General features: G+C 26.0%; 28 protein-coding genes. 24 read left to right on the plus strand and 4 right to left on the minus strand.

What is annotated here, in order from left to right; translation table 11 throughout:
* The first annotated feature begins 310 nt into the window (after nt 1–310).
* The 17 genes from I0K12_RS09400 (at nt 311) to I0K12_RS09480 (ending at nt 13,169) form a co-directional block, all read left to right on the plus strand.
* Entirely contained in the window at nt 311–1,285 is a 975-nt protein-coding gene (locus I0K12_RS09400; protein WP_196887398.1) for a hypothetical protein, read from the plus strand.
* Nucleotides 1,286–1,346: 61 nt separating this feature from the next.
* The gene (locus I0K12_RS09405) at nt 1,347–1,895 is read left to right on the plus strand and encodes a DUF6985 domain-containing protein (RefSeq protein WP_196887400.1); all 549 of its coding nucleotides are present in this window, start codon (nt 1,347–1,349) and stop codon (nt 1,893–1,895) included.
* A 66-nt stretch (nt 1,896–1,961) separates the two neighbouring features.
* Nucleotides 1,962–2,690 carry a hypothetical protein gene (locus I0K12_RS09410; RefSeq protein ID WP_196887402.1) on the plus strand — a complete coding sequence of 243 codons (729 nt, stop codon included), beginning with the start codon at nt 1,962–1,964 and terminating at the stop codon, nt 2,688–2,690.
* Between the two features lie 153 nt (nt 2,691–2,843).
* Nucleotides 2,844–3,224, plus strand: coding sequence for a hypothetical protein (locus tag I0K12_RS09415; RefSeq protein ID WP_231372730.1), 381 nt, complete (start codon nt 2,844–2,846; stop codon nt 3,222–3,224).
* A gap of 2 nt (nt 3,225–3,226) precedes the next feature.
* Nucleotides 3,227–3,757: a GNAT family N-acetyltransferase gene (locus tag I0K12_RS09420; RefSeq protein ID WP_196887406.1), complete on the plus strand. Its 531-nt coding sequence runs from the start codon at nt 3,227–3,229 to the stop codon at nt 3,755–3,757.
* A 4-nt stretch (nt 3,758–3,761) separates the two neighbouring features.
* The gene (locus I0K12_RS09425; protein WP_196887408.1) at nt 3,762–4,109 is read left to right on the plus strand and encodes a hypothetical protein; all 348 of its coding nucleotides are present in this window, start codon (nt 3,762–3,764) and stop codon (nt 4,107–4,109) included.
* Nucleotide 4,110: 1 nt separating this feature from the next.
* Nucleotides 4,111–4,887, plus strand: a complete 777-nt coding sequence (locus I0K12_RS09430) for an ATP-grasp domain-containing protein (RefSeq protein WP_196887410.1) — start codon at nt 4,111–4,113, stop codon at nt 4,885–4,887.
* A 25-nt stretch (nt 4,888–4,912) separates the two neighbouring features.
* Nucleotides 4,913–5,911 (plus strand): hypothetical protein, encoded by a 999-nt coding sequence (locus I0K12_RS09435; protein ID WP_196887412.1) that lies wholly within the window; start codon nt 4,913–4,915, stop codon nt 5,909–5,911.
* A gap of 43 nt (nt 5,912–5,954) precedes the next feature.
* Nucleotides 5,955–6,914 (plus strand): hypothetical protein, encoded by a 960-nt coding sequence (locus I0K12_RS09440; RefSeq protein ID WP_196887414.1) that lies wholly within the window; start codon nt 5,955–5,957, stop codon nt 6,912–6,914.
* A gap of 63 nt (nt 6,915–6,977) precedes the next feature.
* Complete coding sequence (locus I0K12_RS09445; protein WP_196887415.1) at nt 6,978–7,625, plus strand: hypothetical protein; 648 nt, start codon at nt 6,978–6,980, stop codon at nt 7,623–7,625.
* A gap of 5 nt (nt 7,626–7,630) precedes the next feature.
* A complete protein-coding gene (locus tag I0K12_RS09450; protein WP_196887417.1) occupies nt 7,631–7,978 on the plus strand; it encodes a hypothetical protein in 348 nt (115 codons plus the stop codon).
* Between the two features lie 70 nt (nt 7,979–8,048).
* Nucleotides 8,049–8,327: a putative quinol monooxygenase gene (locus I0K12_RS09455; RefSeq protein WP_196887419.1), complete on the plus strand. Its 279-nt coding sequence runs from the start codon at nt 8,049–8,051 to the stop codon at nt 8,325–8,327.
* On the plus strand, nt 8,327–9,127 hold the full coding sequence (locus tag I0K12_RS09460) for a helix-turn-helix domain-containing protein (RefSeq protein WP_196887421.1): 801 nt from the start codon (nt 8,327–8,329) through the stop codon (nt 9,125–9,127). Before I0K12_RS09455 ends, I0K12_RS09460 begins: the two co-directional genes overlap by 1 nt.
* A gap of 1 nt (nt 9,128) precedes the next feature.
* A complete protein-coding gene (locus tag I0K12_RS09465; RefSeq protein ID WP_196887423.1) occupies nt 9,129–9,677 on the plus strand; it encodes a hypothetical protein in 549 nt (182 codons plus the stop codon).
* Between the two features lie 69 nt (nt 9,678–9,746).
* Nucleotides 9,747–10,844 carry a fatty acid desaturase family protein gene (locus I0K12_RS09470; RefSeq protein WP_196887425.1) on the plus strand — a complete coding sequence of 366 codons (1,098 nt, stop codon included), beginning with the start codon at nt 9,747–9,749 and terminating at the stop codon, nt 10,842–10,844.
* Nucleotides 10,834–11,886 carry a fatty acid desaturase family protein gene (locus I0K12_RS09475; protein ID WP_196887427.1) on the plus strand — a complete coding sequence of 351 codons (1,053 nt, stop codon included), beginning with the start codon at nt 10,834–10,836 and terminating at the stop codon, nt 11,884–11,886. Before I0K12_RS09470 ends, I0K12_RS09475 begins: the two co-directional genes overlap by 11 nt.
* A gap of 104 nt (nt 11,887–11,990) precedes the next feature.
* Nucleotides 11,991–13,169: a hypothetical protein gene (locus I0K12_RS09480; RefSeq protein WP_196887429.1), complete on the plus strand. Its 1,179-nt coding sequence runs from the start codon at nt 11,991–11,993 to the stop codon at nt 13,167–13,169.
* Nucleotides 13,170–13,284: 115 nt separating this feature from the next.
* Here the strand turns inward: I0K12_RS09480 and I0K12_RS09485 are convergent, their stop codons facing one another.
* The 3 genes from I0K12_RS09485 to I0K12_RS09495 form a co-directional block, all read right to left on the minus strand.
* Nucleotides 13,285–13,500, minus strand: coding sequence for a hypothetical protein (locus I0K12_RS09485; RefSeq protein ID WP_196887431.1), 216 nt, complete (start codon nt 13,498–13,500; stop codon nt 13,285–13,287).
* Between the two features lie 10 nt (nt 13,501–13,510).
* Complete coding sequence (locus tag I0K12_RS09490; protein ID WP_196887433.1) at nt 13,511–14,668, minus strand: DEAD/DEAH box helicase; 1,158 nt, start codon at nt 14,666–14,668, stop codon at nt 13,511–13,513.
* Between the two features lie 348 nt (nt 14,669–15,016).
* Nucleotides 15,017–15,211, minus strand: a complete 195-nt coding sequence (locus I0K12_RS09495; RefSeq protein ID WP_196887435.1) for a cold-shock protein — start codon at nt 15,209–15,211, stop codon at nt 15,017–15,019.
* A gap of 582 nt (nt 15,212–15,793) precedes the next feature.
* Here I0K12_RS09495 and I0K12_RS09500 point away from each other — a divergent pair.
* From I0K12_RS09500 to I0K12_RS09530, 7 genes are all read left to right on the plus strand, one after another.
* Nucleotides 15,794–16,333: a hypothetical protein gene (locus I0K12_RS09500; RefSeq protein ID WP_196887436.1), complete on the plus strand. Its 540-nt coding sequence runs from the start codon at nt 15,794–15,796 to the stop codon at nt 16,331–16,333.
* Between the two features lie 3 nt (nt 16,334–16,336).
* Complete coding sequence (locus I0K12_RS09505; protein ID WP_196887438.1) at nt 16,337–17,107, plus strand: hypothetical protein; 771 nt, start codon at nt 16,337–16,339, stop codon at nt 17,105–17,107.
* A 3-nt stretch (nt 17,108–17,110) separates the two neighbouring features.
* On the plus strand, nt 17,111–17,458 hold the full coding sequence (locus I0K12_RS09510) for a hypothetical protein (RefSeq protein WP_196887440.1): 348 nt from the start codon (nt 17,111–17,113) through the stop codon (nt 17,456–17,458).
* 134 nt (nt 17,459–17,592) lie between these two features.
* Nucleotides 17,593–18,213, plus strand: coding sequence for a DUF4919 domain-containing protein (locus I0K12_RS09515; protein WP_196887442.1), 621 nt, complete (start codon nt 17,593–17,595; stop codon nt 18,211–18,213).
* Nucleotides 18,214–18,443: 230 nt separating this feature from the next.
* A complete protein-coding gene (locus I0K12_RS09520; RefSeq protein ID WP_196887444.1) occupies nt 18,444–19,118 on the plus strand; it encodes a class I SAM-dependent methyltransferase in 675 nt (224 codons plus the stop codon).
* The gene (locus tag I0K12_RS09525) at nt 19,112–19,816 is read left to right on the plus strand and encodes a VanW family protein (protein ID WP_196887446.1); all 705 of its coding nucleotides are present in this window, start codon (nt 19,112–19,114) and stop codon (nt 19,814–19,816) included. Before I0K12_RS09520 ends, I0K12_RS09525 begins: the two co-directional genes overlap by 7 nt.
* Nucleotides 19,817–20,055: 239 nt before the next feature.
* Nucleotides 20,056–22,158: a prolyl oligopeptidase family serine peptidase gene (locus I0K12_RS09530; protein ID WP_196887448.1), complete on the plus strand. Its 2,103-nt coding sequence runs from the start codon at nt 20,056–20,058 to the stop codon at nt 22,156–22,158.
* A 90-nt stretch (nt 22,159–22,248) separates the two neighbouring features.
* Here I0K12_RS09530 and I0K12_RS09535 read toward each other — a convergent pair whose 3' ends face one another.
* On the minus strand, nt 22,249–25,467 hold the full coding sequence (locus I0K12_RS09535; RefSeq protein ID WP_196887451.1) for a T9SS type A sorting domain-containing protein: 3,219 nt from the start codon (nt 25,465–25,467) through the stop codon (nt 22,249–22,251).
* Nucleotides 25,468–25,593: the final 126 nt, after the last annotated feature.

Raw genomic sequence — 25,593 nt, forward strand, 5'->3', positions numbered from 1 at the left:
TCTTTCAATCAACTTTATAGTAAACGAATTATTATTATAATTAGTGTTTTACAATTCGTAATTATATTTATAAAATTAACTTTTTTTATTACTATAAATACTTTTATATTTGGAAAATTATCGATTTTTGTTGAGAATATTAAATTTTTAACAAATTAATTTATTGTTGAATATTTAGGTAAATAAACTTTTAAACAGTAAATGGTTTGAAATCAAAAGGAAAAGTAAGGTTATTGTTTTAAACTTATAATTCGTTATGATGAATAAATTATTTACGAATTAAAAAATATAATTGAAAAAGTATAAAAAAATGAAAGCACCGTTTAGATTATCAGTTTTAAATATCATATTTCTTTGTATTACTGCATTGTTAGTGTTTATATTACAGATCTTAATAACAGGAATAAATGAATTTCATTTAGGTTTTGCATTTGGTTCTGTAATTGGCGTATTAATTACTCCAACTTTGATTGCTTTTATCGTATGGTTAATTCGAAAAAGAGAAAAGTACGCAGGTACATATACTTTTAATGTGATTCTACTATTAATGCTACTTGGTAATTTATCGGATTTTATTCAAAGTTTTGCTATTCCTACTCCAAAATCAGATGAGAGTGTGATTGAGATGGTAAAAGATTTCAATGACAGTTATAATAATGAGGATTTTTCAGTTGTTGAGGGTTATGAGAAACTTACTTCTAATGTAAATAATAGTTTAGAAGAGTCTATAAAAAAAAGTACTGGAAAAGAGAAAGAGATTTTACTTATTAATTATGAATTTTTGAAATTTTCTGAATTACAAACTTCAACTTGGTTAAAGACAATAACTAGATTAGAAGAACCGAATATTTTAGATTTAAAGGTTTTGATGAAAACTAAAGATTATAAAGAACGAAAAGAGGTTTTTAATGAAGTTAGAATTGCCGCAATTAATTATCATGAATTTATAAATAATAGAGAAAGAATTTTAAATGAATTAACCAAAGATATTGACAGATCTCACGAAGCTTATAAAATGTTTAGAGCAGGCTTTGACAGGCAAGTTAAAAAACAAGAAGAATATGTTGATGCTTATATAAAAGCGTACATTTCATACACAGAAAATTTAGTTTCTCTTATGGATTTTTTAGAAAAAGAAGATGGAAAGTGGATGATTGAAGAATCTGGAAATATAAAATTTGAAAATGATAAATTACAAGATTCATGTTATGAAATTATTATAAAAGCAACTCAAGATGAAGTTAATATTGCCGATTTGTCTGAGAAACTTTGGAATTCAATGTGATTTTAGAATATGTTTAATAAATAGAATAAAAATAATTGTTTAGAAAAAAATATAATTAAAAATGATCAAAAACGACGAATTACAGAAAATTGAAATAGAAGGATTTATCTCATTTCCAGTGTGGAGAGGATTTCAAAATAGAGCTGGATTTTATGCTTCAAAAGTAGTGGGAGAAGATGTAGAATGTTCTTATTCTTATGGAATTGGAGGAGATTCTATAATTGATTTTGAAGGTCCAGAAATGTATCATCAAAATGCTTTTGACTATTTGATAGAAAATCAAGAAGAAATTAAAGAGGTTTTATTAAATGCTTTGTTAGAAGAATATCCGGATATTCAAAGTTTATATGGTTATGAAGGAGAAGATAAAGAAAAATGGAGTCCAGATGTGACGGATGTGGAAGAGTTTAAAAAATTAATTGGTGTAAAAAGACTACATTTTATGCATGTTGAAAAAGATAATTATGCTTATGTTGGTTTTGAGTTTGGTTGCGAATGGGATGATGAGCATGGACTAGGAATTATGATGCATAAAAATAGAGTAATAAAAGTTGGTGGAGCAGATAGTGCTTTCATGAACTGGATTGCGGAAAGTGATTTAGATGATTAATATAAATTAAAAATAAGAACAAAGCATGCAGAGGTTTCTTTGTATGCTTTTTTTATTAGAAAAAATATGAATAAGAAATTATATATTTTGCTTTTAACAATGTTTGTATTGTTAAGTTGTAAAAAGGAAAAGATCAATAATTTGATCCAAATGGGAATAAAAGGTAAGGCCAAATCTATGGAGGTTTTAAATTTGAATTTTCAAAACACACCTGAAGCTTATGTTGTACCAAAAATTGTTTTTGAATTTAATGAAAAAGGATTTATTACTGAAGAAACAGAATATGATGACAATGGGGTGCATAATAGAATTCAATACGAATATGATGAAGAAAATAATTATTTAGGTAAGAAAATATTAGATGAAAATCTAGAAAAAATTGGTGAATGTATTTCTGTAGGTAATTTGCCAAATAAAAGGGAGGAAGATTGTACGGTAAAAAATAGTATTTATAAAACTTCGAGATTTCTAGAAGGAAATGTTTATACAGAATTATATCTTTACAGAAACGAACAAGAGGAATTTGAACAATATAAAAAAGAGATAATTCATTTTGATAAGAAAATGAATATGACTTCTAAAGAGAGCTATGGTTTTTCTGACGAGGTTGATTTCACAAATCATTACCAATATAATTCAAAAGGTATTGTTCAAAAAATTGTAATAAAGGATAAAAACGGGAAAATTATTGAAGATTTGGATTATAATTGCATGGAAGTAGATGTAGAAGGAAATTGTATTCAATATAAAATTTCGGATGGTACAGAAATTAAATATAACATTGAATATTATTAAATAATAATGACAGATAAAAACGAAAAAATTAAAATTAGTTTCATAGAATTACTTATATATTTTGGACCTATAATATTATTCATCTTTATACCAATGTATCGTTTTTATAGGGTTTTGAAAAATAACAATTTTGATTTTTTATATAGTTATGAAATGATTATAGAAGATAAGTTCGTTGTTGTTTTTACGATTCTATCTTTCGTTATTTTCGTTTCTAAACTTTACTTTTTAACATTTAAGAAAATTAACACAGCTTTAGATGAAAAAGAATTTAAGGAAATTGTGAATGAAACTAAATCAAAATTAGAATGGAAAATACGAAGTCAATCTAAAAATAAAGTTATAGCTGAATCTAATTCGAGTTCTTTTTTTGAAAGTAGAGAAATTGTAACAATTATCAGAAAACCAAATTATATATTGATTAATAGTAGAACAACTCCTGACAATCCGAAAATAATTAGTTCTTATGGTGGTAATTGGAATAATGTAGCTACTTTTAAAAATGAAATGAAAAAATATTTGAAAAATAAATAACGATGCTATTATTTGAAACAGAAAGATTAGAAGTTAGACAATTAAATATTAAAGATTTTGATTATTTCAAGGAATTGGTGACTGCTCCAGAAATTATAGATCCTGTTCCTGTGAAAAGATGGTCAGATGCAGAAGTAGAAGAAAGATTTGAAAATTTTACTAATTATCCTGTAAACCCAAATGAAAAGGAAACTGTTATTTGGGGAGTTTTTGAAAAAGGAAATGAAGAATTGATTGGTTTAAATGGATATTTGACGAATGATGAAAATCAGAGAGAAATTGCTTACAGGTTCCGAAAACCTTATTGGGGAAAAGGATATGCAACAGAGCTTGCTAAAAATATGATTGTTTTCTGTTTTGAAACTTTAGAAAATCAAGTTTTGACTGCTGATGTTTTTATTGAAAATATTGGTTCTGTAAAGATTTTAGAGAAATTCTTTAATCCAGTAAGAGAGTTTTATAATGAAAAAGATGGATGTATGGATCGAAGATATATTTTAACAAAAGAAGATTGGATTAATAACAAAAAATAAAAAAATGAAAACTAATAAAATATTAAAAACTATTTTGATTTGGTTACCATCGTTGATTGTTGCATTATTTTACATTCCGAATGCGATGGACAAATTATTAAACCCAAATCAAACAGGGAAAATCGTGCAAAGTAGTGCTGTGATGATAACTGCAGGAATTTATATTTTGTTGAGTTTAGCTTTGTTTTTATACAATAAAACAATGATTTTGGGTTCTTTTCTTCTTTCACTTTACATGGTGAGTATTATTTCAATTCATTTATACAAAGGAAAACCAGCAGAGATATTAATTCTACTTTTGATGTCTACTATTTTTGCTGCGTATATTCGAAAACCTCAGTATTTTAATTAAGATGTATTATATAGTTCAAAAAAATGTATTTCGAGATCCGAGATATGATGAAATATTTCATGTTTTAGATTCTTTGAATTTGCCTTATGAAGAAGTTATTTTTTATCCAAATAGCAATGAATTTTTCTTAGAAACAGATAGAAAAGATGTTTTTGTTTATGGTTCTGTGAAATTAGCCAAAGTTTGTGCTGATTTTGATTGGAATCCAGGTTCTTTTTACGGAGGAAATCATGAGTATGAAAAATACGCAAAAGGTTTTGGTGAGTATATTTTAAATCATGGAAGTTTTATTACACAATTTTCAGACTCATTTTCTTGGGAAGAAAATCAGAAATACTTTATAAAACCAAGTATAGATGCTAAAGTGTTTACAGGAAAAGTTTTTACAGAGTCTGAATGGAAAGATTTTACTTATGAAACTTTAAACAATAATGAAAATACAAGAATTACAGCAGAAACATTGATTCAAGTTTCTAAATATCATAAAATCATCAAAGAAGCAAGAGTTTGGATTGTTAATCAAAAAGTAGTGACAAGTTCTTATTATTTATTTCATGATCAAGCAGGATTTGAAGAGAATGTTTCAAATGAGGGCTTAGATTTTGCACAGAAAATGGCAAAAATATACAATGTCGCAGATGCTTATGTAATGGATGTTTGTGAGACTTTTGAAGGTTGGAAAATTGTTGAAGTGAATTGTATAAATAGTGCAGGTTTTTACAAAGGAGACGTAAAGAAAATTATACTTGTATTGGAAGAAATGTATGCTGAAAAATAAAACAAATTGCTTTTAAAAAAATAAAATGAAAAAAACTTTATTAATAATATTTTTACTGCTTTTTTCTTTAAAATCATTTTCTTGTGTTTGTATTGTTGAAGAAATTTCTGAGGGAATTTATAATAATCACGAACTTATTTTTAGTGGAGAAATACTAGAAGTAGAAGAGTGTAATCGGTTTGGAGAACAAGAATATCTAATAAAAGTATTAGAAAGATATAAAGGGAATATTGGAGAGAAATATATAGCAACAAATATCTGTGGATCATCATGTAGTCTGTTAGTAAAAGAAGAAAATAAGTTACTGTTTATTGTAAATTCGCCTTTTGGAGAAATATCTCAAAGTATATGTGCTAGTTATAGTTACACTTATTTTACAAAAAATAGCACTAATGAAGAAAATCAAAGTTTTTTGGAATGGCATCAGGAAAATATAGATTTTCTAGAATCTAAACAAAATAATGAAATTCAAGTATCTTCTTTTGGATTATATTTTGGAAAAGTTCTTTGGTGGGTTTATTTATTTTTAGCTTTAGTTTTATATGTTTTGTTTTTACGATTTTTAATTAAGAAAAAATATTATAAAACGTTTATCATTCTATCATTTTCTGTACTTATGAGTCTTGCTTTTTATTTTTTGCAATGGTATTTTTATGGGAAAGCAAATTTCTATGAAACAACTTCAGGACAAGGTAGGTCAAACTTAGCTGTAACTTTTTTGCCGCTGATTATTTTAAATATTCTCCTTTGGAAATGGAAAAAAACGAATTTTTTAGAAGTACTATTTGTTAATTTTCTAGTTTTAACTCTCTTTCCTTTACTAAATTTTCTTATGCATTTGAGTTTATATTTCATATTTGAAAAATATTTAGGTTTTAATGATGAAATTTTATGGAAGTTCTCAAACATCATGGAAATGGATTATTATTTCTATTTTGAAATAGTGTTTCTTACAGTTTCTTTTGTGATTGCTTTATTAATTAGTTTGTTGAAATATTTCATCAGAAGAAAAAAGAATTTTTAGAAGAAGAGATTTTGTATTTATGTACTTTTGAGAAAAAATTGAAATGAAAAGAAACTTATTTTTACTTATAATCTTTATTACACTTTCTAGTTTTAAAATACTTGATTTAGATCATTGTTATGAGCCAACTATTGTTAATGATGAAATTTATAAAGAATATGAATTGATTTTTTCTGGAGAAGTTGTAGAAGCTCAAGACTTAAACTTTTTTGGAAATCAAAATTTTAAATTAAAAATATTAGATAGGTTTAAAGGAGAAATAGGTGGGTTTATTAATGGAGTCTGTAATGGTCAATTTTTAAAAAAAGGAGATAAAGTTTTGATTATTACTAATCCAGTTTTTGGTGAGATCTCTGAAGATTTTTGTATTACACCAAGCTTTGTTTATTATACGGAAGATTATGATGGGTATTTAAAAGATTATGAGAAAAACTTAGAATATTTTAGAAGTAAAAATAATAATGAAATTAAAAATTCATCTCAAAAATTAGATAGAGAAAAGCTATTATTTCGAATTTCGCTTTATGGTGTAATAGCTGTATACTTTTTACTTTTATTTTATCTTTTTAAAAGAAAAAAATATGCTTTTTTTATAGCGGTTTTATTCACTATTCTTTCAAGTTTGACTTTTTATTTAAGCCTTTGTTATTTTGGAAATGATAGTGGAAAGTTAGTGATGATATTATTTTTAATGAATCCATTTTTAGCTAATTTTCTCTACAGTAAACTTCAAAATCAAAAAAGTAAATTTCATCATTTATTTCTCATCAATTTATTTATAATATTTTTTGGTTTACTTATTTATTTCGCTGTAATTCATTTTTTAATTGAATCCGGTTATTTTAAATCTAATACTTTCAAACTAGGAATTTTAGATAAGTTTAATTTGTTATTTGAAAAAACTATTTTTCTATTTCAATTTTTTTTAATGTGTGTGGTTTATGCGTTAATAGTTACAATTTTATCAAAATTGATAATTTGGATAGGAAAGAAATTCAAATGAAAATGGTATTGTTTTTGACTAAAAATTATAAGGGAATTCTTATTAAAATAAATCAAAAATGCCATGAATAAAAAATACTTTAAAGCCCAAAAACTGATAAAAATAAATCAACTTCTTTTATTAGTTTTTTGTATAATCTTTACAAATAGTCTATTTTCTCAAATCAAACCTGCTCCGAGTTTTTTCGATTTAAAAGATTTTGAAATTGCTTATTATTATCAATTAAAAAAAGTATTATATAAAGAAATTCAAAATCCGATTATTAAAATTCAATTATTGCCAAATTCAAAACCAGAGTCTTTATTGGTGATTGAAAAAAATGAAGATTCAGAGAAGTATTTTATGACTTATACTGAAGCAAAAGAAAAGATTTGGTACAATAAAAACTGGAAAAATGTTGAGGTTTCTGACAAAGGAATTCTTATAAGTAAAGAAGTTTTTGAATGGATTAGTAAATTGTTTAAAAAAACAATTAATGGAGTAAGTCTGGAAGTAATTGATAATTCCGAAAATTTTGGTTTTACACATGAAGATAAATATTTCATTTCTTTTTATGAAAGCACAGTTCTTTTGGAAGTTTTTAATCCAAAATCCGAAAAACCTTTGTTAGTTGAAATTATTCAAGAGTTAATAAAATTGATAAAAATCGAGAAAGAATTAGAACAAATACCAGATAGCTTAAAAGCTAAAATAGAATTATATTTAAATTAAAAAACATGTATAAAAAAGAATGGCAAAAGATTTTGGAGAATTCACCGGAATCTTTAAAATATAAAGAACTTTTAGAATTGATTTGTGAAGAGGATGTTATTATTAACTATTTTCCTTTTACGCAACTTTTTTCTATTAGATTAAGTAAAAATTCTAAATATCCTTTTGAAACTGAAGGTATGCCAGTTATTACAGAATTTAATCATTTATATTCTCTTCCATTAAAAGGAAGAGAGAATATTAAAAAGAAAAATCACGATAATGTTTATGTAATTTCAAATTCGAAAATGGAAATAATAGGATATGGAGATGCAAAAACTACTGTTGAAATTTTAAAATCAATTTTAGAATAAAAATGTCGTTTTTTTACAATCCTATTTTAAAGAAAGTATTGAATTTTGTTTCAAACTAAAATATTTAAATATGAAAAATAATATTGTAGCTGTTTTAAATATAAATCCAGATTCGGAGAAAGAATTTATGAGATTTGCTAAAGAAATGATTCAGAAGAGTAGAGAAGAAGAAGGATGTTTGATGTATAAATTGTTTAAAGGAGTAGAAAGTGAAAACGAATATATTTTCTACGAAAAATATCAAGACGAAAAATCAATAGAAATTCATAATACATCAGAACATTTTAAAGCTTTTATTTCTGTAATTGGTCCGATGTTATTGAAAGAACCAGTAATTGAAATTTATTAATGATTGAAAGTAATTTTTATAAACCAGTTTCATTTTTATCAAAATATATTGATCGATTTTATATTGTAGAAAAAACGATGGATTCTCCTTTTGAACTTCCATTGATTTTTCCTGGAACTGGTTTGGAATTACTTTTTCATTTGAATGAATCTTTGACTTTTAAAGGAGAAAAATTATCTAAAATCCACACTGTTTGTCCAAGGAAAATATTCAATTTTGATAAAACAAAAACATTGAATTTCGTTTCTATTCGCTTTAAAAGTGGTGCTTTTAGGCATTTTACTTCCGTAGATTTTTCTGATTTAAATGATCATTTTCTTTCTGCTATGGATTTATGGGGGAAAGATGGAGAAGAATTATTAGAACAATTAAAAAATAAAACAGAAAAAGGAGAAATTATCAAAATATTTGAGCAATTTTTAATTGAAGTTTTTGAAAAAAATCATCAAGTTAAAAATGATAAATGGGATGAGATTATTGATGATTTGTATTATAATTTTAATAAACATTCCATAAAAGATTTTGCTGAAAAATACTCCTTAAGTCTACGTCAATTTGAGAGAAATTTTAAAAAACAATTTGGACTTACAGCAAAAGAATTTCAGAAAATTGCACGATTTCAATATGTAACCAAACAAATTCTATTTTCCAAAAAATCAGATTATTTATTTACAATTTTAGATAATGGTTATTTCGATCAAAGTCATTTTATAAAAGAATTTAAAACTTTGACAACAAAAACACCTAAAGAATACTTTAAAGATACTAATTTTGAGAATCATTTATATTTTGAATCTTAATATGAAACCAAAAACAACGAAAATAAAACTAATTATAGGTCTTTTTCTTTTTACAAATTTAATTTTCGCACAAACTAGTTTTACAATAAACAATGAAAACGAAATTGAAGAAAAAATAAAGAAAACTTTCAATATTGATGATGAAATTCATATTTCTAATGTTTTAAATCCTCAAAATCATAATGAAGATGGTTTGTATTCTGTTTATACACATTACCATCTTAAAGATAAATATTTTTTCAAAGAAGGGAATATTATAGAATGTTTTACCCAACTTCCAAAAGACTCTAATGTCATTTTTCAAAAAGTTTTAAAATTAGAGGTAAGTAAAAATGAAATGAAAATTTATTTGAAGAAAGTTTATAAATTATATAAATCGAACATTGATCATGAAGAGTATTTAAGTCTTAAAACTCCTGTTGTAATTCCAAAAAATACTTCGATAGAGGAATGGAAGAAGCAAAGAAAAAAAGCTGAAAAAATGGAGTTAAAGGAAATAAAGAGAAATTTTAAATCTGCTTATAAAAATATTTTGAAAGGAATTGATTGATTTTTAATTAAATAGGAATAGTTTTTGATTATTTATTAAAATTTTATAAAAACTTAAAATAATTGATAAATGAAAAAGCTAAAATTTGCAAAAGACGAAGGAACTTTATTTTATAAAGAGCTAAGAAAAAGGGTCGATTTATATTTTGAAGAAAACAATATTTCTAAAACAGGGAATAATACTTTTATTTTCAAAATGATTTTATACTTCACATTAGATATTTTGTTTTATTATTTAATGATTACTTCTAAAACGGATGTTTCTTTTTTCGTTTATTATCTTCTGATGGGATTTTCTGTTCTTCTGACTGCTTTCAATATTTCACATGATGCTTCTCATGGAGTTGCTGTGAAAAGTAAGTTTTGGAATAAGATTTTATTTCAAATTAGTTTTAATCTTCAAGGAAACAATGCTTATGTCTGGGGAAAAAATCATACAGAATCTCATCATTTATATACAAACGTAGAAGGAAGTGATATTGATGTTTTGAACAATCCGATTTTTAGAATGACTGAAACACAAGAGCGAAAATGGTTTCATAAATATCAGGTTTTGTATGCGCCATTTTTGTATTTATTATATTCTATAAATTGGTTTTTCTTCCGAGAGACATTAATGCTTTTTAACTATTCTAGTCGAACGATAAAAATTGTTATTCCAAAAATAGAAATTGTAAAACTGATTGTTTTTAAACTGCTCTATATAAGTTATATGATTGTAATTCCAATATTAGTTTTACCATTTTCTTGGACGTATATTATCGCTGCATTTATCTTAAATCATTTTATTGTTTCTTTGATTTTCGTTGGAGTTCTGGGAGTTTCTCATGTTTCAGATTATGTACATCATCCACAATCAGATGAAGATGGAAGATTGAATATGAGTTGGCCAAAATTACAAATGTTGACCTCGATAGATTATAATGTCGATAGTATTTTGTGTAATTGGACTTTAGGAGGATTTAATGCGCACGCACTTCATCATCTTTTGCCAGATGTTTGCCATATTCATTATATAAAGATTCTACCGATTTTTAGAGAAGTTGCCAAAAAACATAATATTGATTATATGGAAATGAATTATTCAGAAGCTTTGGCTTCGCATTTTCGTCAATTAGTAAAAATGGGTAATTCAGATACAATCGAAAGAAAAATCTATGAGAAATAAACATATTTATGTAGAATCGGACAGTAAATTATTAATTGAAATTCGAAAAAGAATTAAAAAGGATTTAGATAAAAATCCATTATTGTTCAAGACTGTTTTTTCGTTTAAAGTTGTTTTCTATTTTGGAGCTTTTTTCTTTTTTTATTTTATGTTGTTTCAAAATATTTCTATAGAATATTTCTTTCTGAATTATATTTTGTTAGGAATTACTTTGCTTTTAATGGCATTTAATTTTGCTCATGATTTTTCACATAACACAGTTTTTAAATCCAAAAAATGGAATAATTTCGGATTTACATTAATTTATTGCTTGGTAGGAGCACACGCTGAAGCTTGGAAAGAAAGACATGTCAATTCGCATCATTTTGCACCAAATGTTCAAGAATATGATTCGGATTTACAGATTACAAATTTGATTCGAGTTTCTCCAGAAATGCAATATAAATGGTTCCATAAATTTCAGTTTCTCTATGCTCCAATTACTTATACAAGTTATTCTTTATATTGGATTTTTATTAAGGATTTCGTGCTGTTTTTTCATAAATTAAAATCAAAAACTCTTAATCTGAAATACTCATTTTCCTTTATTTTTCAAAAATCTTTTTATGTAGTTTATATTTTAATTCTTCCAATGATGTTTTCATATCAAAACTGGAGGCTGGTTTTTCTAGGTTTTATCATTATGCATATGGTAAAATCTATAATATTACTTTTTACATTTTTTATGACACATCATGTAATGGAAACCGAATATCCAGAAACAGATGAAAATGGGATGATTCAAACTTCTTGGATGATGAACCAAGTTTTAAGTTCTAACGATATGCATCCTTTTAGTTATGTGGCAAATTTTATTTTAGGAGGATTTAATAATCATATTGCTCATCATTTATTTCCGAATATTCATCATATCTGGTATCCGAAACTAAATAAGATTTTGTATGAAATTTTAATTGAAAATGGTATAAAACCAAATCAAACTTCCTATGTAGGAGGAATGATTTCGCATATGAAATTGTTGAAGAAATTTGGAAAGGAATAATCTTTTTTAATTTTTATGAAAATAAATGTTAATGAAATGATAAAAATATAATTTTGAATAAAATATGAATTAATATTGCTCGTGATTTAATTAAAAAATAAATGATGAAAAAACTACTACTTCTATTTGTTCTTATTTCATTTCAAATAAGTTGTGCACAAAATGAAAAAGATAATTCAGGTCTAAAATTTTATATTGATAAAGACGTAACAAATGCAAAAGACGAACCGGCTAAAGAAATCATTAAACTTTGGAAAGATTATTTAGAAACAGGGAAATTTCGTGAAGAAAACTCGCCATTTTGGTCTTATGAAAATATGAATAGACCAGATGAATATCTTTGGGCAATTGGTGTTCCCAGTTTAAAATCTAGAGATTATGAAGTTCAATGTAAAATTGTTGGAGTTTTTCCTGTAGAAAATGGTTTTTATACACTGAAAAGTGCTTTTTCTCATTTGGATGAAAACGGAGAAATAAATATAGACGCAATTGTTTCGGTGTATGCTAAGAAGTTTGGAGATAAATATTTATTGGTGAATAGCGCAGAATATTTGAAAACAGTTTTGGATCATTATAAAGTCGGAAGTATCAATTATTATGTGCACCCTTTTCATAAATTTGATAGAAAACAAGCTGAAGAAATGAATGTATTTAATCAGTTTATGGTAAAAGAATTCAATACCGAACCAATCGAATTTGATTATTTTGTAGCAAATAGTGCTAGAGAAATTGTTGAGGTTTGGGGATATGAATATATGAGTAAAATGTATATTCCTGCACAAACAGGCGGTGTTGCTAGTATTACGAATAAAATTATCTATGCAGGAAATAATTCTGAATATTATCCGCATGAATTGGTTCATATTTATACTTTTGCTTTGGTTCCAAAAGATTATCATTTTTGGATAGGAGAGGGAATTGCAACTTTTTATGGAGGAAGTGGAGGAAATTCTTTGGACTGGCACTTAGGAAAGTTGAAAAAGTTCTTAGCTGAAAATCCAGATTATGATCTGTCAGACATTGATAAATTAGGAATTCAAATTCCGAACGGAGAATATCAAACAGATTTTCGATATGTAATTGGTGGATTTTTGATGAAGAAAATTTATGAAAAATATGGAGTTCAAGGATTTATAGACGCTCTACAAATTGGAGGTGGAAGCGTAAAAGAATTTCATAAAAAAGCTTCAAATGAAGATTTCTTTAATTTTTTAGAAGAAAAGTTAGATTTTAAAAAAGAGAATTTTGATGCTTATATCAAGGAAGAAATGTATAAAATCTAGAGTGATTTTTTTGAAAAATAAAATATAGAAAATAAAAGGTTTGTAAATTTTAATGAGATTGAATAGAATTATTTACGAACCTTTTTAGTATATTCTATAAATTAATAATCAATACTTATTGATTGATGTGATTCATTTTGTTAGATTCTTTATTTTCGATATCTTCTTGTGTAAGAGTTCTATTTTTTGGAGCAATAGCCCAATTTATTTCTACACCTTTTTTGTCGTTTTCTTTTCGAGCTTCACGTTTTTCGTTTTTGATTCTTTTTTTAAGAGCTTTTGCTTTTTCTCTTTCTTTTTTACTAAATGTAATTTGCGATTTTGATGCCATATTTGTTTTTTTAGTTAATAAAAGTATAAGCTGTTCCAACTTTTCCAGCTCTTCCAGTTCTTCCAATTCTATGAATATAACTATCCATTGTCATAGGTAGTTGGTAGTTAATTACGTGCGTAACATTATTGATATCAATCCCTCTAGCAGCCACATCAGTTGCAACTAATATTTTAGTTTTTCCAGTCTTGAAAAGATCAATAACTTTACTACGATAATTTTGTGATTTACCTCCATGAATTGTATCTGAAAGCATACCTGAATTTCTTAGTTGTCTACTAATTTTATCTGCTGTGCGTTTTGTTTCTGCAAATAAGATTACTTTTTTAAAAGCTTTATCATTTAAAAGATCTAATAAAACATCAAATTTGTTTTCACCTTGCTCAACTTTAATAATATCTTGATGAACATTGTCGCTAGATTTTGTTCCTGAAGTTACATTAATTCTAATAGGAGATTTTACAAACTCTCTAATTAAAGATTCTTGAGATTTATCTACTGTTGCAGAAAATAAAATAGTTTGTGATCTTTTTGCAGTCGCATTTGAAATTTTTCGAACATCATTAATAAATCCCATATCTAACATTCGATCAAATTCATCTAAAACAAGTATGGAAGTATTACTTAATTTTAAAGCTTTTCTTTTAACTAAATCATTCAGTCTACCTGGAGTAGCAACAATAAATTGATTTTTTCGCTTAGCTTTAATAATATCTTTATTGATATTTGTCCCTCCAATAAAACAAGATGAGATAAATTTTAATCCTTTTGTTAATGAATGATATTCATCTTGAACCTGAAGCGCTAATTCTCTTGTAGGAACAACAACAAGTGCAGAAATGTTTTTATTTTCAAGCATTTGATGAATAATAGGAATTAAAAAAGAACCTGTTTTTCCAGTTCCTGTAGCAGCAATTCCAATTAGATCTTTCTTTGAAATTAAAGATGGTATTGATTTTTCTTGTATTTCAGTTGGTTTTTTATAGCCTTTATAAATAATGTTTTTTTCTAGCTTATGATGAAGATTTAAATCTTTGAAAGTTATAGAAGAAATGTATTTTTTTTCTTTTTTGAAATTTGCTTTTTTTACAAGAGTTTTTGGGTCTATTGAGGAAACCATTTTTTTTCGATTTCCACGATTTCTATTTTTTGTTTTTTTTTGTTGCATTTAAATAATTTAAAATGAAGTATTCATTATTTACTATAAACTAATTATAGCTTAACACTTTGTTTTCTTAAGTGTTTTTAACAGTAAACCTTAAATTTAAAATACAATTGAAAAAAATAGAGACTTATATATTGAGGTAATATACTTTACTATTTATTTAATATTAAGTGAAAATGAAATGTTTAGTTGATTCTAAACTTAAAACTTAATTGAAAGCGAGCTGTTTTTGAAAAAAACAGCATATTTACTGTTAATGAGAACCTATTTGAAAATAGGATTTTGTATTACGACTAAATAATAAAGAAATCCTTTTTGGAAATCTTTATTATCTATTATACTAAATTAAATTTAGTCTATTACTTGAACGTTGATAGCGTTTAAACCTTTTCTTCCTTGTTCAGTTTCGAATTGAACTTTATCGTTCTCTCTAATTTCATCAATTAAACCTGAGTTGTGAACAAAAATATCTTCACCTGATCCTGAAATTTTAATAAATCCAAATCCTTTTGTTTCATTGAAAAATTTTACTGTACCTACTTGCATCTTTTTATGTTTTAAATTGTTAAATATTGTTTGTGTTAAAGAAGTACTCCTAGAAATTATAATTTACAATAAAAATATTGTTTTGAATAATTTCAATGTTTTTAAACACTTAAAAAAAATAAAGTAATGGTGAAATAAAAAAATAAAGAAGAGAAAAACTCAAAAAACTAATTACTAAAATACTACCCTAAAATTGAAAAGGTGCTCTACTTGAACAATGCAAATGTAAGATGTTTTTTTAGATAAACAATATTTTTATTTAAAAATAGTTTTGTTTTTTTAAAATAATTGAAAAATTAATCTTTTTTTTTAATGAAAATAAATTAGTAAAATACAGATGTATTAGATCATTCATCATACATTTTAATTTAACTTTTTTAAATAAACATTATCACGTTTGATTTTGTATAAGAGCATAGAGGTTGTCAAGTTCCGCTCTTGAGAGGGGCTAGGGGGTGTGCTTTAGATGAAACTAAATTCCCTCATAAGATTTTAAACGTGATAATGTCTAATATAAAAAAACTTTTTTTTAAATAAGAAATAAACAAGAATGAAAAAAAAAAATATTTAAATTTGAAAAATATGAAAAAATACTATTCTAAAATTAGTCTAATAATTCTCTTAGTAATAAGTTGTAATTCAAAAGAAGAAAACATCAAAATTCCAATCAAATATGATTTTAATAATTTGAAATTACATTTAAATTCTTCGATAAATGCTCCAGAATCAAAAATTGATTGGCGTTGGGATTATATGAGTTCTAATAATGGAATACCTGATAGTATTGGAGTTGAACATTATTTTAATATAAATCAACCATCTTTTAAATATTTGTATGAAGAAACACTACCAAGTATTTCTATAAAAACAGATAAAAATTTGATTAAAGAATTTTATATAGTAACTATTTTTCATTTAGAGGATAGTTTGATTCAAACCAAAAAAGAAGTTTTGAATAATTTATCAAGGTATGGCTTATTAAAAGAAGAAGGAGTAATTGAAAAATTAATAGAGAAGAATTCTTATAAAAAAGAATATGAGAATTATTTTGAAGAAATTAGTTTTAAAATTAATCTTAAAACCTATAGCAGATTAAATTATAAAATTTATACAAAAAAATAACCTATGATTGAAATTCTCGTATTTATTACTTTAGCATCTTTAACTATTGTTGGTTTTACTATTTATGAAAACTATTTTAAGAAAAATAAATACAAAGACTTTAAAGATGATTTGCTTTTTGACCCTGAAACAAATACATCAATGACTTTGGAAGAAGCAGAATCTGATTTGTTGATAGAAAAAGAGAATAAGGAACCGTTGTCTGAGGAATATTTTGAAGATTTGAAGTATGATGATGAAAGAGAATTTTTTAAAATTCATGATTTTTATAGAGTTTCAGAAGATTATAAAAAAATAACTTTTAGTAATGCTCAATTCAGGTTTTTAGAAAATTCGATGTTGCTTTCTCAATATACTGATTGGCGAGTTAGTAATACTTTTAAAAATATAAAACAAGAAAAATATGTGAGTTTGATATTTGTTTCTACGCATGAAAACCATGAGGAATCAGGTATTTCAGATAATCAATTATTTTTTTGGTTGAAACTTCGAAATACTTCAGGGCATTATGTTTTTAAAGAAAAAACAATAGGAGATAAGATTACTTCGCTTTTTGATTCGGATAATAGTTTGATAAAATCTAAATATAAAGTTATTCCGATAAAAAAATATAGCTCTACATTACAGATAAAAAAATTAGTCCAAAAATTTGAATCTATAAAAAATGTTGAATTTGAAATATATGAAGATAATTTATTTATAAAAACAACAAGAACATGTAATTCAGAAGATCGTTTTGTTATAGAAAATGTACTAAAAGAAATGAAATTTTAAATTTTGGATGTTTTAGATAAAAGATATATTTGGTTAAGAGCTGCTGCTTTTAATGAAAAAGAAAATGAACGATTTTTGTATGATTATAATAACAAGACGTTTTTTATAAAAAGATTTGAAGACGAGAACAATTTTAGATTTTATTTGAGTGAGAATAAAAATATCGTTGAAATACCTAAGTTTTCTGAAGAAACAAAAAAGGAAATTGAGTTTTTTAAAAAAGAATATAAATCTATAGAGTGTATCGAAACAAAAATGAATGAAATGGTTTATTATAATAATAAAATTTATATAAAACCTCTAGAATTATTAATAAATCAATTAAAAATACTAAAAATAGAAATTATTTAACTGAATAAAATTCATGGTGTTTTTATTAAAAAAAATGATTATAAAAAGCTTTTGATAAAAAATAAAGTTCGTTTTAATTAAAAAAATATGTATTTTAGATAATATTACTCAAAAACAAAATCTAAAAATACCGAATGAAGTTATTTAATTTTTTTAAAAAAAATAAAAAAGATATTGATACAGAAAAAGAAGAAAAACCAAATCCGAAAATAATAAGCCGAGAACAGATTGCAAAAGGAAATAATTTTCACAAGTTCTTATTAGAACCTACTAATGAAAATTTTCTGATAGTGCAAGAAGAAGTGTTTAATCATCCTAATTATGATCCGTATTCGGATGACTTAAACAAAATGGAAAAGCTATTAAAAGAGAAAAAATACGATCAGGTTGTAAAAAATATCAATACAAATATTTTACTTTCACCAAAAGCACATTTTTATTTAGCGTTTGCTTTTAAAAAGCTTGGAGATGAAAATGCAGAGAATGCTGAAACTTATATTTTTCAGACAATTGTTGAAAGTATCAAGAAAACAGGGGATGGAACTAAGGAAAATCCATATCGAGTGACTCGAATTTCTGACGAAAGAGATTTGATTCAATATTTAAAAGATGATTTTTCTAGACAAACTTTAATTGAAGAAGAAAACAATGTTTATGATTTGATTAGTTGTGATTCTGGGAAACAAATTTATTTTGATGTTACTCGACCTTATGCTCGATTAGAGCAACTGATGAGTTTGAAAACGGGGAGCTAAATATTTATATAAGAGAATAAGAATAATTGTAATTCTATTCTCTTTTTTTGATTTATTAAAATAAATTATCTCAAACCTTTTTGTTCTTATTATACTTTAAATATAGAATTATTGAATAAAATAGCTTTTTTTGTAAAGATATTATAATTTGTTGTGACAGAATGTTAATTTAGTAGCTTAAAATTTTGATTGAAAATTAAGCCCCCTATTAGATAATTGATTACTGAAATATGAAAAAAGAGATTGTTCAGTATTATGATAAACTTGCTTCAGAATATGATGAAGATAGGTTTTCGAATACATATGGAAAATACATTCACCAACAAGAACGAAAAGTTTTAGAGAAATATTTAGATAAAAATAATATTGAAAACAACTTAGATATTGCTTGCGGTACGGGTAGAATATTGGATTTTTCTGCTACAGGAATGGATATAAGTCAAGAAATGGTAAAGGTTTCTAAAGAAAAATATCCTGAAAAAAACATTATACAAGGAGATGCAGAAACGATTCCTTTTGAGGAAAACTCATTTAAAAACATTACTTCCTTTCATCTTTTTATGCATTTAGATTTGGAAACTACAAAGTCTATTTTGACCGAAGTTCATCGAGTTTTGGAAAAAGATGGTTTGTTCATTTTTGATATTCCTTCTGAGAAAAGAAGAAAGTTGACAAATTATAAAAGTGAAAATTGGCATGGCGGGAATCAGATTACTTTAAAAACTATAGAAAAAATAATTACTGATAATTGGGAAGTTAAAGCTTTTCATGGAATTGCTTTTTTTCCAATACATAGGATTCCGATTAGTTTTAGATCAAAATTTGTGAAATTTGATAGTTTTTTATGTAATTCGACATGGAAAGAATATAGTTCTCATTTAATATTTGTTTTGAAAAAATGCTAAGAAAATTACTCCCGAAAAAAATTAAAATACAACTTCATCTACTAAAAAATGAACTTTCAGACTTTAAAAATGGATATACTTTTAAATTTGCAAAACCAGATATTAATATCAAATTTTATGATCATTCGATTTCAATAAAACAACAATTGAAACCAAATGATTCCAAAAAACATAATTTGTCTTTGGCAATTGAAAAAATTGAATCGGTAGAAATAAAACCAAATCAGATTTTTTCTTTTTGGAAAATTGTAGGGAATCCATCAAAGAAAAATGGCTTTGTAGAAAGTCGTTCTATTGTTGATGGAGAAATTAAAAGTACAATAGGAGGTGGTCTGTGTCAGCTTTCAGGACTGATTTATTATATCAGTCTTTATGCGAACTTGAAGATTTTAGAAAGACATAATCATTCTTTGGATATTTATACTTCTGAAACTCGTTTTACGCCTTTAGGCTCGGATGCTACAGTTGCTTTTGCATACAAGGATTTGAAAATTAAAAATACATTATCAAAACCAATTAATTTTCAGTTTCAAATAGAAGAAGAATATTTGACAATAGTTTTAAATCATTCAGATCAGATAGAGAAAATGGATATTGTGTTTAAAGAAAAAGAACTGGAAAATAATTTGATTGAAGTTTTTACGTGGCTTAATGGTAAGATTAATACAAAATCTATTTATAAAAGACATGATCTATAAGATAAAAGAGCAATCTAAATAATATTCATTTTTTAGAAGTTAATTCCGTTTCTATTTTACATAATATTTTTAATGCAGTTTTCTATTTAGTTTTAATTTTAGCATCATTATTTAATATGAAAAAAACTCAATCATGATTGAATAATAAACAGGTAAAATTCAAAGAATAAAATGTTTTTTGGTTTATGAATATAATTATTAATAATAAATTTGGTTTTTAAATTATTTAATAAATAAAAATGAAAAGAAAAATTGTTAGTGCATTGTTATTAGTGAGTTCGACATTAATATACGCTCAGAAATTTGAAAAAATTACGATTGCAGAAAAAGAATTTACAGAAACTTTCCACGAAAAGTATGAAATAGAAGATAATTATCGTTGGCTAGAAAATGTTGATGATGAAATTGTAAAAGAATGGGTGAAACAACAAAATAAACTTTCAAATAGATACCTTGAAACATGTTCTAGAAAAACAAATGCCTTTAGAGCAATTGGTATGTATGATGATAATGAGTATGAATATCATAGACCTTTTAAAAAAGGGACTGTATATTTTGGACTTCATTCAGATAATCATTTAAAGGAAAAAACACTTTATTTTCAACCATCAAGAAATAATGATTGGGTGAAAATTGTAGATCCTACTTATATAAAAGGAGAGGGGAGAGCTAGAATCAAATCTTATTCTGCAAATAAGGAAGGGAAATATGCTGCTTATCTTTATTCTAGAGATGGTGGAGATTGGCGAGAAGCAAGAATTTTTGATTTAAAAAGAAGAATACATTTAGATGAAACGTTAAAAGACTTAAAATTTACATCTACTTATTGGGCTGGTGATGGTTTTTATTATAAAAAGTTTCCAAGAAAATCAAGATTTGATGTTTCAGAAGCACCACAAATTTATTTCCATAAAATTGGAACTTCACAAGAGGAAGATAAATTAATTTTTGAAAGAAAAAATAAACCACATATTCAGTTATCATTGAGTAGCGTATATAGTGAAAGATATCTTTTTATTGAAGAATTAGATGAACAAAAAGGAACTGTAAGTTATTATTATTTTGATCATAATGAAGAGGTTCCAAGAATTAGACCTTTAGCTAGAAATTTAAAGGTGATGTTATCTGTTTTAGGGGAAAATCCATCAAATGGAGATTTAATTGTTTCTGTTTTTGACGAGAAAACGGAAAAAACTATTATTGTAGCTATAGATTTGAAAAATCCTAGAAACTGGAAAGAAATTGTTCCAGCATATGAAAATAGTAATTTTATTAGTGCTGAAGTAACATCCAATGGGATTTTAGTTGTGTTTAAAGAAAACCTAAGATCTGTACTGACTTTTTATAATTTCCAAGGGGAAATAAAATATTCAGATCCGCAACCTTTAGCAGCAACAGTTAGCCGAGTAATGGAGGGAGAAACAGATAAAGATATTTTATATACGATTACTTCTTATACGGTTCCAAATGTGATGTACGAATTAAATACAGAGAATTTTAAAAAGGAATTAAACCAGAAAACTACAGTTACTTTTAATGCTAAAAATATAAAATATAAAGAAATAATGGTTCCTACTCGAGATGGGAAAAAGGTGCCAGCAATTATGGTTTATGATTCTGAAAAAATAGAAGAAGGAAAAGCAAATCCAACTTTGATAGAAACTTATGGAGGTTTTGGAGTTCAATCTAACCCTTATTTCAAACCAGAAGTTGTACATTTTGTAAAAAAAGGTGGTATTTATATTAATGCTTATGTAAGAGGAACTGGAGGTTTTGGTCAAGATTGGATAGATGGAGGAAAAAGATTGAACAAGCAAAATACAATAAATGATTTGATTGATGTTTCAGAATATTTGATTTCTGAGAAAATTACTTCAAATGATTTATTAGCAATAAAAGGAGGTTCTCATGGAGGGTTTGTTGTAGCTGCAGCAAGTGTGCAAAGACCTGATTTGTATAAAGCAGTTGTTTCTGATGTGCCAGTAATTGATATGTTGAGATTTGAAGAGTTTTCTGTAGGGCAGTATCATATTGATGAGTTTGGTAGTATAAAAACAGAAGTAGGATTTAATAATTTAAAGAGTATTTCTCCATATCATAATATTATAGAAGATGTAAATTATCCAGCAACGTTAATTGTAACTTCTGATAATGATCAGAGAGTTCCGCCGTTTCATTCTTATAAATATGCAGCAAAATTATTAGGGAGGGAAGCTCAAACAAATCCAATTTTACTAAAAGTTGAAAAAAATGCAGGACATTATGGAGGAACGAATGAATTTAGAGGAGTCAAAGATAAAGCAGATTCTTATGGGTTTATTATGCATACTTTAGGAATGTGATAGAAGTTCAGCAACAAAAAATTAATATAAAAAAAACTCCAATGAATTTTCATTGGAGTTTTTTGTTTAAGATATAGTAGAAAAAAACTATTATTCGATAAATAATTTTTTCGAAATAATAGAATCTCCAGCTTTAAACTTCAAGATATACATACCAGTTTTTAAAGTTTGGTATGGTAAATTAATTTCAGATGCAATAGAATTTGTATTCCAATTTTGAACTTTTTGTCCTAAAGAATTGTAAAGCTCAACATCAGAGATAGAATGTCCTGTGTTTTTAATTATAATTTCTTTAGTATTTGATTTTGTGAAAATTGTAAAATCTTTTTCAGAAACGATATCATCAACATTTAATCCCCAAGGAGAAGCAGTAATAAAGAATCTATCTTTATGTTCACCTTCTTCAAGGTTTACAGTTACATTTCCATTTAAATTATAAGCAATATGTTCTAATTCATCATATAGATAAATACTATAATCGATGTTTGTTTTCTCATGAATTGAAAAAGTGAAATCACCATTCTTTTCAGAAACAATAGTTAAAGGAACTCTTGTTTCATATGCTATTGGTTCAATTCCTGTAATAACATATTTTTTCTCAGTATTTGGGAAATCCCAATAAACTTGAGTTGATGTAGGAGAAATGTTTTCTGAATCAGCTCCATAATCATGACCTGTTGTAAATCCTTCTTTGAAACCAACTGCAATTTGAGATTTGATTTCATTATTAGTCATATCATCAAATAAAATATTTAATTTTAATAGAGAAAGAGGAGAACTTCCATTTCTGAAGAAAACAGAATCATCATCATTTTCAAAATATGCTGTTCTTTGAGAATTATTTAAAACAACTTCTCCATCAGCTTTACCTTTCACCATAAAACCTTGCCCTATAGGGATATATTGTTTAGGAGCTTTCACGAAACTAGAAACATCTGTTCCATCATAAGAGCTTTGTACTGTAGCAGGAACTCCAGTAATCATATTAAGAACTGCATATCCTGACTGATATTCTTCAATTCCATGTCCAGTCCCTCCAATGTGATCATAAAAATAAATTGTTCCTTCAATTATTGTTGAATTATCATTGAAAAATTCTGTAGCATTTAAAGCAGATGGATATGGATTTCCTATTAAAATTTCATTACCATTAGTAAGAGGGTGTTTATATTCTCCGTTGTTTGGACTTCCTTCAAATACAAAAGTTCTATCTACTCCTGCAAATTTCATAGTATATCCTAAACCAGGGTTTATTCTTCCATCTTTTTTCTTTGATATCCAATCAGAATATTGATTTGCATTTTCATAACTAAAAATCCAATATTCAGCAATTCCAAAAGGAGAATCACTTCCATCATGTCCACCGATAAAGTTAATATCATTAAAATTACCTGAAGCATTCGAATCGTCAAATACTCCTGTAGAAGTTCCGTCTTTCATAACATCTAAAATAGAATAAGTGTCAGAATCAATTGTATGTACAGGTGAACTTAAATAATCCATCTGATAAATTGAAGAGTTTTCAATTTCTCTGTTTAATAGAATTTTACCTGTTCCTGAGTTAAAATCAGTTCCTTCATGAGATTGTATTAGTTGAGCACCATTTAATAAACGAATTTCACCATCATTATGGATGTTTTTTGTAACTTCTAAACGTGTGTTTTCACCACCTACAAATCCATCATCTATTAATAATATTGCTCCAGGTTCAACGGTTAGAGTTCTTACTTTTGCATATCTTGTAATTCTTGCAGTCATTCCTGCAGGAATTAATAAATCTTTACATTTATCATCCTCTGATAAAAATACAGTATTATCTGGTGAGTCAAAATCATTATTTCCACTACTTCCAGTTGCTTTAATAATATCTTTTCTATATCCTAAAGTAAATACTACATTATCTATTAATGAAGCTCCAACTCCAGAATTTTCCATTTGAATTGTCAATGTAGAATTTGTTGCATTATAAGCTGTTGAAATATCAATAGGAGATGTTTCATTAAAAATAATATCATCAGTAATACCATTTGATTTCAGTAAATATAAAGTTTTAGCACATCCATCAGGATCATTATAGCTTACTTCATTATCAAAACCATCAATTCTGTTGGTGTTTATTGTAAAGGTTAATGTAGTCGGATTTGGAATATTTGTAAAATCAATTTTCCAATTTGTATCAAAAGTTCTATAATTATTTCCACTTTGATTTATAAATACTACGTCATTTTTTGATTTATTTGTACCTGAAAAAATATAAGATCCTGTCGGGCTTATATTTAATTCTGTTGACTCAATAGAGTATAATTTGTTTTTAGCATTTAAAGTAGATAGAGGTGCTGGGTTTGGAATATTTAGTAATTTTCCAACTCCAAGAACGTTATAGTCATAATCAGAATTATCTCCTTGATATTCTGTTTTAGTTCCTATATTGTATTTAGCTGAAAAGTGATTTTCTAAAATAGTTTCTTCAAGAGTATTCAAATCTCTGTTATAAAAAACAACTTCAAAAACATGTCCTTTCAATAAATTTCCAAGATTTTTTAAAATAAACCCTCCTTGCGCAGGTGGTAATGTCGTAGTTACTGCTGTACCATTAATTTCATTAACAGTCATGTTCAAGGGTGCAAAAGGATTTCCAGCAACAGTACTTTCAATAGATATTTTTAAAATAGTAGGATTTACTTGATCTAATTGACTTTGAAGAGTTGTAGGGAAGTTTCCTCCAAATGCGTTTTGATAACCAATTACATTATTACCACCTCCATTATCCATTACATAGTTTAATTCATATGAAGTACCACTGAATAAAGAAGATTTAGCTCCATTTGATTCGGCTTTAAGAACTACATACATTTCTCCTGTAATATAATTAGGATTAAAGAAGTCTAAAAATGTTCCAGAACTTTCACTTAATAAATCTTGCCCATCAAAATAAACAGATGTTAAACCATTCGCCTCATCATGTCGTACTTCAGGAGTTTTAGTTAAATCTGTAGTTGTATAATTTACATTTGAATAAATTCCTTTACTTTTCCATGTAGGTAAAGAGGAATTATCTGCCAAGGTTTCATCATTATCTAAATTAAATAAATCATTTGCATCCAGCCAAAGAACTACATCACCAGTGTCTTCAGTTGTGTCACCAACACCACCAGGTCCTTCGTCTTCTCCACCAGATTGTGTGACAGTAAATGGAGCAAAAAAGTTTTCGAAATTGTTTAAGGATTCATAACTGCCATAATTATGGGCAGATAGACTTAATATTTTTCCTAAAAGAAAAATAATAATCAAAAGTGGGGATTTTCTCATTATATCTTATGTTAATTTTCCTGCAATTTAACAAAAAATACAATAAATTATAAAGGAAAATACAATGAATTACGAGAATGTGTAAGTATGATGTTTTGTGATTTAATATACTGTTTTTTAATATGT

This window comes from Aureivirga sp. CE67 (assembly GCF_015767245.1).
GTDB lineage: Bacteria > Bacteroidota > Bacteroidia > Flavobacteriales > Flavobacteriaceae > Aureivirga.